Origin of the sequence: Micromonospora sp. WMMD737 (assembly GCF_049179055.1) — a bacterium.
In the GTDB taxonomy this organism is placed as follows: domain Bacteria; phylum Actinomycetota; class Actinomycetes; order Mycobacteriales; family Micromonosporaceae; genus Micromonospora; species Micromonospora reichwaldensis.
Genome location: NZ_JBMHMH010000001.1, coordinates 5484593 through 5497006, shown reverse-complemented (window position 1 = coordinate 5497006; position 12414 = coordinate 5484593). Strand labels below are relative to the sequence as shown.

At 73.4% G+C, this 12414-nt stretch carries 12 protein-coding genes and 1 pseudogene; 8 read left to right on the top strand and 5 right to left on the bottom strand.

Annotated features, from left to right (window positions below):
* Positions 1-66 precede the first annotated feature (66 nt).
* Positions 67-558 (top strand): NUDIX domain-containing protein, encoded by a 492-nt coding sequence (locus ACN27A_RS24345; RefSeq protein WP_421456968.1) that lies wholly within the window; start codon positions 67-69, stop codon positions 556-558.
* A gap of 95 nt (positions 559-653) precedes the next feature.
* Here ACN27A_RS24345 and ACN27A_RS24340 read toward each other — a convergent pair whose 3' ends face one another.
* Together ACN27A_RS24340 and ACN27A_RS24335 are read right to left on the bottom strand one after the other, a co-directional pair.
* Entirely contained in the window at positions 654-2321 is a 1668-nt protein-coding gene (locus ACN27A_RS24340) for an MDR family MFS transporter (RefSeq protein ID WP_421456967.1), read from the bottom strand.
* 108 nt (positions 2322-2429) lie between these two features.
* On the bottom strand, positions 2430-2990 hold the full coding sequence (locus ACN27A_RS24335) for a type 1 glutamine amidotransferase domain-containing protein (RefSeq protein ID WP_421456966.1): 561 nt from the start codon (positions 2988-2990) through the stop codon (positions 2430-2432).
* Between the two features lie 116 nt (positions 2991-3106).
* Between ACN27A_RS24335 and rfaE2 the strand changes: the two genes are divergently transcribed.
* The 3 genes from rfaE2 to ACN27A_RS24320 are packed head-to-tail and all read left to right on the top strand — an operon-like array spanning position 3107 to position 6563.
* Complete coding sequence (rfaE2, locus tag ACN27A_RS24330; RefSeq protein WP_421456965.1) at positions 3107-4900, top strand: D-glycero-beta-D-manno-heptose 1-phosphate adenylyltransferase; 1794 nt, start codon at positions 3107-3109, stop codon at positions 4898-4900.
* Positions 4897-5775, top strand: a complete 879-nt coding sequence (locus ACN27A_RS24325; RefSeq protein ID WP_421456964.1) for a glycosyltransferase family 2 protein — start codon at positions 4897-4899, stop codon at positions 5773-5775. Before rfaE2 ends, ACN27A_RS24325 begins: the two co-directional genes overlap by 4 nt.
* A gap of 44 nt (positions 5776-5819) precedes the next feature.
* Entirely contained in the window at positions 5820-6563 is a 744-nt protein-coding gene (locus ACN27A_RS24320; protein ID WP_357576765.1) for a DUF1963 domain-containing protein, read from the top strand.
* Between the two features lie 60 nt (positions 6564-6623).
* Here ACN27A_RS24320 and ACN27A_RS24315 read toward each other — a convergent pair whose 3' ends face one another.
* From ACN27A_RS24315 to ACN27A_RS24305, 3 genes are read right to left on the bottom strand one after another with little or no spacing between them, the layout of a single operon-like run.
* On the bottom strand, positions 6624-7745 hold the full coding sequence (locus tag ACN27A_RS24315) for a glycosyltransferase family 9 protein (protein WP_421456963.1): 1122 nt from the start codon (positions 7743-7745) through the stop codon (positions 6624-6626).
* Positions 7746-7753: 8 nt separating this feature from the next.
* Complete coding sequence (locus ACN27A_RS24310) at positions 7754-8302, bottom strand: Hsp20/alpha crystallin family protein (RefSeq protein WP_421456962.1); 549 nt, start codon at positions 8300-8302, stop codon at positions 7754-7756.
* Positions 8303-8339: 37 nt separating this feature from the next.
* Positions 8340-8846: a DUF2231 domain-containing protein gene (locus ACN27A_RS24305; RefSeq protein WP_151456572.1), complete on the bottom strand. Its 507-nt coding sequence runs from the start codon at positions 8844-8846 to the stop codon at positions 8340-8342.
* Positions 8847-9015: 169 nt separating this feature from the next.
* Between ACN27A_RS24305 and ACN27A_RS24300 the strand changes: the two genes are divergently transcribed.
* The 4 genes and pseudogenes from ACN27A_RS24300 to ACN27A_RS24285 all read left to right on the top strand — a co-directional run.
* Entirely contained in the window at positions 9016-9633 is a 618-nt protein-coding gene (locus ACN27A_RS24300) for a pyridoxamine 5'-phosphate oxidase family protein (RefSeq protein ID WP_132232018.1), read from the top strand.
* A gap of 76 nt (positions 9634-9709) precedes the next feature.
* A complete protein-coding gene (locus ACN27A_RS24295; RefSeq protein ID WP_421456961.1) occupies positions 9710-10387 on the top strand; it encodes a helix-turn-helix domain-containing protein in 678 nt (225 codons plus the stop codon).
* Positions 10384-11676, top strand: coding sequence for an MFS transporter (locus ACN27A_RS24290; protein ID WP_421456960.1), 1293 nt, complete (start codon positions 10384-10386; stop codon positions 11674-11676). Before ACN27A_RS24295 ends, ACN27A_RS24290 begins: the two co-directional genes overlap by 4 nt.
* A gap of 149 nt (positions 11677-11825) precedes the next feature.
* Positions 11826-12275 (top strand): annotated as a pseudogene (locus ACN27A_RS24285) (SRPBCC family protein); the annotation flags it as partial.
* Positions 12276-12414: the final 139 nt, after the last annotated feature.

Genomic DNA, 12414 nt, shown 5'->3' with positions numbered 1-12414 from the left:
CGGCGGTCACAGGTTGGGAACCCTGGAATGCCGGTCGAGACCGTAACGGCACCGTAAATTGTCCGGGTGAGCATCTCCTGGGCCGATTCGTACGTGGGGCAACTACGCGCGCTCGCCGGTGACCGGACGCTGATGTTCGTCGGCGCCCGCGCCGTGGTCCGCGACAAGGCGGGGCGCCTCCTGCTGATCCAGCGCTCCGACAACGGGCAGTGGGCCCTGCCCGCCGGGGCGATGGAGCTGGGCGAGTCGATCGCCGACTGCGCCGTCCGGGAGGTACGCGAGGAGACCGGGCTGCGCGCGCTGCGGGTCAGCGCCTTCGCCCTCTACACGGGCCCGGACCGCACCCACACCAACATGTACGGGCACACGTACCAGATCTTCACGACCGCGTTCCGGGTCGACGAGTGGGACGGCGTGCTGACCCGGGTCACCGACGAGACGACCGACGCGGGCTTCTTCCACCGGGCGCAACTGCCGGCCCCGCTCTCCGCGAGCGTCGCCGAGACCGTCGCCGACCTGGACGTCTTCGAGCAGACCAACCGGCTGATCCTCAAGTAGGCGGGCCACCCCGGCCCCGACCGGTCGGTCCCCACCCGGGGCTCCAGGTCGAGGGCCGGAGCCGGACTCGGGGCCGGGGGCCGCAGGCGGGCCGGTCAGAGCATCGTCTGGCTCTTCGCCTCCATCTCGGCGGCGGCCTCCTCCTTCGACTCCCTGTCCAGCGGCTTGCCGCCGGGTGCCGGGCCCTCGCCACCGAGGCCGTCCGTGCCGCTCGTGGCGCCGCCCGGGCCCGCACCGCGCAGCTTCTCGTTCGGCAGCGCCAGGGTGACCAGCACCGCCACGATCGCGATCAGGCCGGTGGTCAGGAAGACCAGGTGCAGCGACTCGACGAACGCCGCCTGGACGGCCGCGCGTACCGGGGCGGGGAGCGCCAGGATGGTCGCCGGATCGTTGACCGAGACGTCCGCCCCGCCGCTCGCCGCGACGGCGGCCTGCTGCTCCGGGGGCAGTACGGCGATCGCGCCCGGCAGCCGGTCCGCGAGTTCCGAGGTGAGCCGCGACGACAGCACCGCGCCGAGGATGGCGACGCCGAACGAGCCGCCCAGCGACCGGAAGAACGTCGCCGACGAGGTGCCGGCGCCGAGATCACGCATCGACACGGAGTTCTGCACGGCCAGGATCAGCGACTGCATGCAGAGCCCCAGCCCGATCCCGATCACGACCATGTAGCCGAAGGCCACCCAGAGCGACGTGTCCACCTCCAGCCGGGTGAACAGCAGCATGCCGACCAGCAGCACCGCCGCACCGGACACCGGGAACCACTTGTACCGGCCGATCCGGCTCATCGCCCGGCCGGTCAGCACCGAGGTGACGATGATGCCGGCCATCATCGGCAGCATCAGCAGGCCGCTGCGGGTGGGCGAGGCGCCCCGGACGATCTGGAGGTAGAGCGGGATGAAGATGATCGAGCCGAACATCACCAGGCCGAGCACGAAGCCCGCCGAGTTGGCCAGCGCGAACGTGGCGCTGCGGAACAGCCGCAGCGGCAGGATCGGCTCGGCCACCCGGGCCTCCTGGAGCACGAAGAGCACGCCGAGCACCGCGCCCGCGACGAAGAGGCCGATGATCACCCCGGAGCCCCAGGCGTACTCGTTGCCGCCCCAGCTCAGCGCGAGCAGCAGGCAGCTCACCCCGGCGACCAGCAGCGCCGCGCCGAGCCAGTCGATCGAGTGGTCGCGCCTGGTGAACGGGATCAGCCGCAGCACCCGGGAGCACACGACGATCGCCAGGATCCCCAGCGGCACGTTGATGTAGAAGATCCACCGCCAGTCGGTCTCGGCGAAGTATCCGCCGACCAGCGGCCCGGCGACCGAGGAGAGGCCGAAGACCGCCCCGAACAGGCCCTGGTAGCGGCCGCGCTCCCGGGGCGACACCACGTCCGAGATGATGGTGAACGCGAGCGTCATCAGGCCGCCGGCGCCGAGGCCCTGGACCCCCCGGGTGACGATGAGCTGGGTCATGTCCTGCGAGAGGCCGGCCAGCAGCGAGCCGAGCAGGAACGTGCCGATGGAGAAGAGGAAGACGGGGCGTCGCCCGTACAGGTCGGCCATCTTGCCGTAGAGCGGCGTCGAGGCCGTGGAGGCCAGCAGGTACGCGGTCACCACCCACGAGTAGTGGTTGATCCCGCCCAACTCGCCGACGATGGTCGGCAGCGCGGTGCCGACGATGGTCTGGTCGAGCGCGGCCAACAACATGCCGGTCATCAGGCCGAACATCAGCAGCCGGATCTGTCGCCCGCCGAGCGCCGGGGCTTCCGTGGTCATCCCGCCTCCTTTCCCCGCTCACCCGAAACATGCGTGCGGAGCGTAGGGCACCTCGTCGATCGTGGGGCCGGTGGCACTGCAGCCACCGACCTCACGACCAACGATCGGTCAGCGGGACGAGTGCGGGCCCTCGGCGAACTCTTCGACGATCTTGGCGCAGAAGGCCGGCAGATCGTCCGGCTTGCGGCTGCTGACCAGGCCGCCGTCCGTGACGACCTGCTCGTCGACCCAGTCCGCGCCGGCGTTGGCCAGGTCGGTGCGCAGGCTGGGCCAGGAGGTGAGCCGGCGGCCCCGCACCACGTCCGCCTCGATGAGCGTCCACGGGCCGTGGCAGATCACCCCGACCGGCTTGCCGGCGTCGAAGAACGCCCTGACGAAGCGCACCGCGTCCGCGTCGGCCCGCAGGAAGTCCGGGTTCGCCACCCCGCCCGGCAGCACCAGCGCGTCGTAGCCGGCCGCGTCCGCGTCGGCCGCGGTCACGTCCACGTCGTACGTCTTCGACTGGTCCAGGTGGTTGAAGGACTGGATGGTGCCGGGCTTGAGCGAGACCAGCTCCACCGTGGCGCCGGCCTGCTCCACCGCCTCGCGGGGCTGGACGTACTCGACCTCCTCGACGCCGTCGGCGGCCAGGAACGCGATCCGCTTGCCCTGAAGTGTCGTCGCTGCCATCTCGGTCTCTCTCCTCTTGAGGGGGTACCGCCCGTCCCTTCCCGGGGCCCGGTGCCCGAAACCCCTCCCCGGCGGCGGCAGGTTTGGCCCGGATGCCCCGGGGGACCCGGGACGGCATGGCAGGAGGAGCAGCGGAACAGCGCCGGCTCGCCGCGGTGGTGGAGGGCTGGCTGGGTCGTCCCGTCCTGGTCGTCGGGGACGCCATGCTCGACGAGTGGCGCTTCGCCGAGTCCGACCGGCTCTGCCGGGAGGCGCCAGCCCTGGTCCTCACCCTGCGCCGGCGGATCTCCGCGGCCGGCGGAGCGGCGAACACCGCCGTCAACGTCGCCGCGCTCGGGGGCCGGGCGGTGCTGGTGGCACCGGTCGGCGCGGACGTCGCCGGCGACGAACTGCACGACTGTCTGGACCGGGCCGGCGTCTGGGACCGTACGGTCAACCAGCCCGCACGCCCGACGCCGGTGAAGCGGCGGATGCTGGCGGGCAACCAGATCCTGCTCCGGGAGGACTCCGGCGACCCCGACGACGTGCTCGACGCCGACGGGGTGGCCCGGCTGCTCACCGCGCTGGACTGCGCCACCGAGGAGCTGCGCGCCGCCGGTGGCGAGGCGCCCACCCTGGTGGTCTGCGACTACGGCCTGGGCGCGCTGCCGGCGCCCGTGCGCGCCTGGCTGGTGACCCACCGGGAGCGGTACGCGACGGTCGCGCTGGACGCCCACGACCTGGCCGACTGGCGCGGCCTGGCCCCGACGGTGGTGACCCCCAGCTTCGCCGAGGCGACCCGGCTGCTCGCCCGGGCCGCCGGCGCCCGTCCGGCGCCCGGCGTCGGCCTGCACCTGGACCACCCGGACGGCGACCCGGCCGACGGCCCCTCCGAACTCACGGTGGGCGTCTCCCCCGGCGGTCCCGCGCCGCACCACGCCGTCCACCGCCCCGGCCCGACGAACCCGACCGGCGAGCCGACGGCCGGCGAGGGCCGGGTGGCGATGACCGGGAACGGGCTCACCGTGACCGGCACCGGCGTCACCGTCAACGCCACGGCCGGCGAGGGCGTCGACCGGGCCGTACTGGCCGAGTCCCGCCTCGCCGAGCTGCGCGCGCACACCGGCGCGGACGTGGTGGCGGTGACCCTGGACACCGACGGCGCGGTGGTCGGCGGGGCGGACGGCGAGCCCCGGCGCAGCCACAGCACCCCCGTGCCGGCCAGCCACGCGGTCGGGGCGGGCGACGCGTACCTGGCGGCGATGACGCTGGCGCTGGCCGCCGACGCGCCGCTGCCCACCGCCGCCCAGCTGGCCCAGCTCGCCGCGACCATCACCGTCTCGGACACCGGCACCTGCGTGTGCCGCCGGGAGGACCTGCTCGTCGCACTGGACGCACCGGTCGACGGGGCGGGCCACCGGGCGCTGGTCGGCACCGGCGAGCTGGCCGCGATCGTCGAGGAACACCGCCGGGCGGGCCGCGCGATCGTCTTCACCAACGGTTGCTTCGACGTGCTGCACCGGGGCCACGTGCGCTACCTGGAGCAGGCCCGCGCGCTCGGCGACCTGCTGGTGGTGGCGGTCAACTCCGACGGCAGCGTACGCCGGCTGAAGGGCCCGGACCGGCCGGTGAACCCGGTCGAGGACCGCATCGCCCTGCTCTCCGCGCTGGCCTGCGTCGACCACGTGGTGGTCTTCGAGGAGGACTCCCCGGCGGAGCTGATCGAGGCGGTCCGCCCCGACGTGTACGTCAAGGGCGGCGACTACCCGCCGGAGATGGTGCCCGAGGCGCCGCTGGTACGCAGCCTCGGCGGGCAGGTCCGCACCCTCGGGTACGTCCCCGACCGGTCCACCTCGGCGATCATCGACCGGATCCGGGCACACGGCCAGGAGCCGCAGGAGGACACCTCCCTGACGCCCGAGCCGTCGTGAACCGCCCGCTCGACCTCGGCACGGCCGGCGGTTTCCGCACGGATCGGCTGCTCGACGTGCTGATCCCGACCCGCAACCGCCCCGCCGAACTGGCGGTCACCCTCTCCGGGCTGGCCGCTCAGGAGGGCGTGCCCGGCTTCGGCGTGGTGGTCAGCGACCAGTCCGACGGCGACGCCGCGTACCGGCACCCGGCGGCGGCCACCATGGTCCGGGCGCTGCGCCACCGGGGGCACCCCGTGCTGCTGACCCGCCGGCTGCCCCGGCGCGGGCTGGCCGAGCACCGGGCGTACCTGCTGGCCGCGTCCGCCGCCCGGTACGTGCTCTGCCTCGACGACGACGTCTGGCTGGAGCCGGGCACGCTGCGCCGGTTGGTCACCGCCGTCGAGGAGCTGGGCTGCGGCTTCGTCGGCAACGCGGTGCACGGGCTGTCGTACGCCGACGACGTCCGGCCGGAGACGCACCGGCACTACGAGGAGTGGGACGGCCCGCCCGCGCCGGAACGGATCCGGCCGGGCACCCCCGAGTGGGAGCGGGCGTCGATCCACTCGGCGGCGAACCTGCTGCACGTCACCCGGAAGCTGGACCTGCCGGCGGGGGCCTGGCGGGCGTACAAGGTGTCCTGGATCGGCGGCTGCGTGCTCTACGACCGGGCGAAGCTCGTCGACTCCGGCGGGTTCGACTTCTGGCGGCGGGTGCACGAGAAGCACCAGGGCGAGGACGTCGCCGCCCAGCTCGCCGTGCTGGCGCGCTTCGGCGGCGCCGGCGTCCTGCCCAGCGGCGCGTACCACCTGGAGTCGCCCACCACGGTCACCGACCGGGAGGTGGAGGCGTGGGAGGTCGTGCTCGCCGACGACGACGTGCCTCAGCGGGTGTGAGTGCCAGTCACCGGTCGTCTCACCCCCTTGCCACAATGCGGTCCGTGAATGAACTGGAAGCGTTCCGCGCCGCTGCCCAGAAGAAGGGAATGCCCGACGACGCCATCGACTGGTGGCTGCGCCTCGCGCGCCCCTGCCTCTATCTGGAGAAGGACGGCAGCGGCCCCGTGGTCGGGCACTTCGGCGGCACGCCCTCGCTACCCGCCTCGGTGGTCTGGCCGGACGACACCGTCCACCTGGCCTCGATCGACCTCGCCGCGCTCCCCGACGGCGCGCTCGACCTCGGTCTGCCCAGCGACGGCACCCTGGTGTTCTTCGTGGAGCCGGACATGCCCACCTACACCGGTCAGGTGATCCACGTGCCGGCCGGCGCGACGGTCGCCGAGGCGGAGCCCCCCTCCGGCTGGGACCCGTACGACCGTTTCCCCCTGCACGCCACGCCGAACTGGAGCCTGCCCGAGCGCCCTTCCGTCACTCCCGGCTACACCTGGGGTGACCGCGACGACGAGCCCGACTACAGGAGCATCGTGTGGAGCCTCGGCGACGAGCACGACGCCGACGAAGTAATCGTCCTCGGTGGTCACGGGCTGTCGAACACCGGTGGCCTTGGCGTTCCCGTCAACGAGGAGAGGGGAGAGGTGCTGCTGGCCGAGTTCTTCCTGAACGAGGAGAAGGTCGGCGACGACTTCGGGACCGACTACGCCACCGTCTACTACACGATCACCCGCGAGAGTCTGGCTGCCGGCCGCTTCGCGGAGGTCTCCTTGAACGCCGACTTCCACGGCTGACCTGCGGCACAGCCGGTCGCCGGTCATACCAGCTGGGCGGTCTGTCGCCGGACGGGCCGGTCAGGGGGCGCCGGGCTGCGGGCGGAGCAGTTCGTGGGCCGCCTCCAGGACCTCGACCACCGGCACGTCGATGACGAAGGAGTCCCGGTGCGGGCACTCGCCGTCGCCGGGGCGGTGCGGGTAGATGCCCGGGGTGCAGTCCACCCCGCAGACCGGGCAGAGCACCGTCCACGAGCTGATCGGCCGGTGCCGGCCGCGCAGCAGGTTCGCCACCGTGATCAGGTTGCCGACCCAGTAGATGCCGACGGTCGCGGTGCCCACGGCGGCGGCCAGGTGCAGTGGCCCGGTGTCGTTGGAGACCACCAGCTCGCAGCCGGCGTAGCAGCCGGCCAGGCCGCCGAGGCTGAGCGTGCCCACCTGCGGCCGGACCGGCACCCCGGCCGCCGCAACCACCCGGTCCACCACGTCCTGCTCGGCGGGCGTGCCCGTGACCAGCACCTCGTACCCGTCGCCGACCAGCTCGCGGGCCACCTCGGCGAAGCGTTCGGCGGGCCACCGGCGGCGGGTGTCGGTGGCGCCGGGGTGCAGCGCCACTCTCGGCCGCTCCGCCGGGCCGAGCACCTCGGTTGCCTCGGCCCGGTCGGCGTCGGTCACGGCCAGCGCCGGGACGATCGTGGTGGCGCCCGCGCCGACCAGGCCGGCCACCTCCAGGTAGCGGATCACCTCCTGCTGGTAGTAGACGTACCGGATCCAGCGGTCCAGCGGCGGCGCGTCCTCGGCGCGCAGCCCGGCGGTGACCCGCGCCCCGAGGGCGGCGACGAACGGGTTGGAGTTGGCCCCGCCGCCGTGCAGCTGCAACGCCAGGTCGAAGCGTTCCCCGCGGACCGCGGCCAGGAAGTCGTCAAGCGTCGACTCCGGCTCGCCCGGATCGGGACCCCGGATCCCCGGCGCGGGCGGCACCACCAGCACGCGGTCCACCGGCCCGGGCCGGTCGCGCCAGAACTTCGCGTGCCACGGCGCGCCGAGCAGCACGATCTCCGCTTCCGGGTACGCGGCCCGCAGCGCGTCCAGCGCCGGCAGGACGAAGATGAAGTCCCCGAGCGCGTTGGCGCGCAGCACGGCGATCCGCTCGACGTCGGGCACGCGGCCGGTGGCCGGGCCGAGCAGGTTCGGGGTGCCCACGCGGCTCGTTACGGCCGGTCGGTCTCGCCGACGGCGATGTCCGGGTGGTGCATCTCCCGGTCCGCGGCCGGGTCGAGGACGCTCGGCGTACCCCCGTCGGGGCCGGCGGATCGGGGGCCGGTGCGGCCGACGGTGATGGTGCGCGGCGCGGGCCGGGCGGCCCGGGGCAGCCGCACCCGGAGCAGGCCGTGGTCCATGACCGCGTCGATGCTGTCGGGGTCCACCCGGGACGGCAGGTCGACCCGGTACTCGAAGCCCCGGGTCTCGAAGCCGCCGGGGATGCCATGGTCGGCGTTGACCTCGGCCTCGGAGCGAGCCCGGACGCAGAGCTCGCGGTCGTCCAGTTCGACGGCCACCTCCTCCGGCGCCACCCCGGGCAGCCGCACCACGACCTCCCAGCCGTCGGCGGTCTCGGCCATCTCGACATCCGGCGGCCCGGTCCGGCCGCCGACCAGCCGGCGCAGCTCCGAACGCAGGGACTGGAGTTCGCCCATCGGATCCCAGCCCTGCTGCCGGCCGCGCCAACCCCGGCCGGTCCCGCCGCTCTGCTCGCTCATGCCGGTCCTCCGCTGACGACCCGCTCGCTGCGCTCGCTCACTGCACCTCTCCGATCCGGTGGGTGGCCGCCGGGGATCGCAGTGAGCTGGGCGCGTCCAGCCCGGCCTCCCGGTCCACGCCGACGCCGAGCCGGTCGACCAGTTCCCCGCCCAGCCAGGCGCTCACGCCGAGGATGGCCAGCGCGACCACCTCGATGGCGATCAGCGCGCCCCCGGCGGCCCGGGATTCGGCGTTGAGCCGGACCACCCAGATCGCGGCGAAGAGCAGGATCACCGCCACGTTGGCGGCGGCGTGGGTCAGCGCCACCCGCTTCGCGCGGGTGGCCGACGGGATGGCCAGCAGGTCGAACGTCCCGGCCGCCGCGGCCAGCAGGCCGCCGATCAGGCCGACGGTGATGTTCCAGTACGCGACCTCGCCGAGGAAGTCCGGGCCGCCGACGGTGTCCACCAGGTCGAACAGGACCGCGGTGACCAGCAGGCCGACCGGGAACATGACCAGCATCGGGTGGACGGGATGGCCCAGCACCTTGAGCCGGCTCTCCATCGGGCCTCCACTGCTCGGTCTCTCCGGGCGGGTCGGGTCGGTCTCTCCGGGCGGGTCGGGTGAGGCGGTACCCCCGCCCTGGAGGGACAAACCTCGCGCTGGTCGCGCTCTAGGCTGACTCCGGTGGCGGACACCCCGCCACCGGAGTCAACGCACGGGGGAGGATCACGTGACGGTGGACATCACCTCGCACGAGGAACTGCGCGAGCTGCTGGGGGCGCCGATGCCGCGCGCGGTGACCAAGGAGCGGCCCGTCCTGCACGCCCGGGACCGTGACTGGCTGGCCGCGTCGCCGTTCTGCCTGGTGGCGACGGCCGGCGCGGACGGCAGCTGCGACGTCTCGCCAAAGGGCGACCCGCCCGGCTTCGCACTGGTGTTGGACGAGCGGACCATCGCCATCCCGGAGCGGCCGGGCAACCGGCGCGCCGACGGCTACCGCAACATCCTGGACAACCCGCACGTCGGATTGATCTTCCTGATCCCCGGCCGTACGGACACGCTGCGGATCAACGGCCGGGCCCGACTGGTCCGCGACGCGCCGTGGTTCGACGACATGGTGGTCAAGGGGCACCGCCCGATCCTCGCCGTGGTGGTGGAGATCGAGCAGATCTTCTACCACTGCGCCAAGGCGTTCCTGCGCTCGGAGCTGTGGCAGCCGGAGAGCTGGCAGCCGGACGCGCTGCCGTCCCGGGCCCGGCTGATCAAGGAGGTCGAGAACCCGGCCGAGAGCCTGGCCGACCTGGAACGCCACTACGGCCCGAACTACGCCACCACCATCTACACCTGACCCCTCGCCCGCTGCGCCCGGGTGGTCGGCGGCCGGGATGTTGCTAAAGGGTTCTTTATAAAGATAGCTTTAGGGTATGTCGTTACCCGAGGTGAAACTCTCCGACCCCAAGGCCCTGCGCGGGTACGCGCATCCGCTGCGGATGGCGCTGATCGGGCTGCTGCGCCAGCAGGGCCCGATGACCGCGACCCAGGCTGCCGAGCGGCTCGGCGAGAGCGTGCCGAACTGCTCGTTCCACCTACGGCAGCTCGCCAAGTACGGGCTCGCCGAGCGGGCACCCGGCGCCGACGCCCGCGAGCGGCCCTGGCGGGCCACGGCCCTCAACACCTCCTGGGACGACGTCTCGGACGACCCGCAGACCCGCGCGGCCGTCGACGAACTGAGCGCCGTCCAGCTCGCCCTCTACGTCCGCAAGGCCGAGGAGTTCCTGGCCCGACGCGCCGAGGAGTCGACGGCCTGGCGGGCGGTCACCGGCTTCACCGACCGGCCGGTCTACGTCACCGTCGACGAGATGGCCGCGCTCAGGACACGGATCGACGCCCTGATCACCGAGTACGACGACCGGATCGCCGACCCGGCGAAGCGCCCGGCCGGCAGCCGGAAGGTCAGCCTCGTCCGACTGGCGCTCCTCGCCGACCCGCCGCCCACCGATGCCCTCGCCGACGCCACCGGCGCCGGCAGCGGCGGGGACGGGGAGCTTCCGGTCAGCGGACCGGTTGCCCGCGACCTCGGTGAGCAGAGGGGCGACCGGTGAGCGGTCAGGCGACCGGCGTCCCGGTTGCCGCCCCGCCCGGCGGTCCCACCCGGCGCGGCCCGCTGCCCCGGCTGCTGCGCGAACGCGTGTTCCGTCGGTACTGGTCGGCGCAGACCGTCTCGTACTTCGGCGACGAGATCTCCACCCTGGCCCTGCCGCTGCTGGCCGTGCTGGTCTTCGAGGCGACCCCCGCCGAGATGGGCTACCTGACCGCCGCCGCGCTCGCCCCGAACCTGCTCTTCTCGCTGCTCGCCGGCGCCTGGGTCGACCGGTACCCGCACAAGCGCCGGCTCATGATCCTGACGGACCTCGGGCGGGCGCTGCTGCTCACCGCCGTGCCCGTGGCGTACGTGCTGGACCTGCTGACGATGCCGCAGCTCTACCTGGCGGCCTTCGCGGTCGGCACGCTCGCCGTGATCTTCGAGGTCGCCCGGGGGCCGCTCTTCGTCTCCGTCGTCGGTCGCGCCGACTACGTCGAGGCGAACACCCTCATCAACGGCAGCCGGGCGATGTCCCTGGTGGCCGGGCCGAGCATCGGCGGCGTCCTGGTGCAGGTGCTCACCGCGCCGATCGCCCTGGTCGCCGACGCGCTGTCGTACGTCGTGTCCGCGTACTTCCTGGTGCGGATCCGGCCGACGGAGCCGGCGCCCGCGCGCGGCGGCGGACTGGCTCTCGGCGCCGGGCTGCGGTTCATCGCGCGGACGCCGATGATGCGCGCGACCGTGCTCGGCACCACCACGATCAACCTGTTCAACTTCATGTTCATCGCGCTCTTCGTGCTCTACGCCACGCAGGAACTCGGCCTCGCGCCCGGCCTGCTGGGCGCCGTGCTGGGCGCGGGCGCGGTGGGCGGCCTGATCGGGGCGGCGCTCACCGGCCGGCTGGTCCGCCGCTTCGGCGTCGGCCCGACGCTGCTGGCCGGGTTCGTCCTCTTCCCCGCCCCCCTGGTGCTCATCCCCCTCGCCGGCGGGCCGACGCCGCTGGTGGTCGGGATGCTCTTCGCCGCCGAGTTCCTCTCCGCCGTCGGGGTGATGCTGCTCGACATCACGGTCGGCTCGGTGCAGACCGCGCTGACCCCGGAGGCGCTGCTGGCGCGGATCGCCGGGGCCCGGCGCACCATCAACTACGGCATCCGGCCGATCGGCGCGCTGCTCGGCGGCGCGCTCGGCAGCGCCCTCGGCGTACGGCCGGCGTTGTGGATCGCGACGGCGGGCGCGCTGGCCGGGGTGCTGTGGGTCGCCTTCTCCCCGGTACGCCGCCTGCGCGGGCTCCCCGAACAGGCCGGCTGAGACCGGCCCCGGCGGGCGATCGGCGGCCCTCCAATGTGGTGTCTCGGCAGGTCCGGCGATTGAGTGCCCTCGGCGGGGGTAGGAGTTTTGTCGACGACGACGGCTCTACCTGCCGAACGAGAAGTTCGACCTGACGAGGAGGATCGCCCATGACCACGAAGGTCGAGAAGTCCATCGAAGTACAGGTTCCGGTCAGCACCGCGTACAACCAGTGGACGCAGTTCGAGGAGTTCCCCCGCTTCATGGGGGGCGTCCGTGAGGTGCGCCAGCTCGACGACAGGCGCATGCACTGGGTCGCCGAGATCGGTGGCGTCCAGCGCGAGTGGGACGCCCGGGTGCTGGAGCAGGTGCCCGACCGGAAGGTGGCCTGGGCGGCCACCGAGGGCGTGACCAACGCCGGCGCGGTCTACTTCCAGCCCGTCGACGCCGGCCGCACCATGGTCAGCCTGCACCTCGAGTACGAGCCCGAGGGCCTGCTCGAGAAGGCCGGCGACAAGCTCAACATCATCGAGCGGCAGGCGGAATCCGACCTGCGGAAGTTCAAGACGTACATCGAGGAGCGCGGCGTCGAGAGCGGCGCCTGGCGCGGCACCGTCGACAGCGGCCTCGGTGTCGGCACCCCGGGCGTCGAGCACGCCGCCGCCACCCGCGGCGACAGCGGCAGCGCCGGCGTGTCCGGCAAGGCCGTGGCGGCGGGCGCCGCCGTGGCCGGGGCCGCCGCTGCCGCCGGAGCCGCCG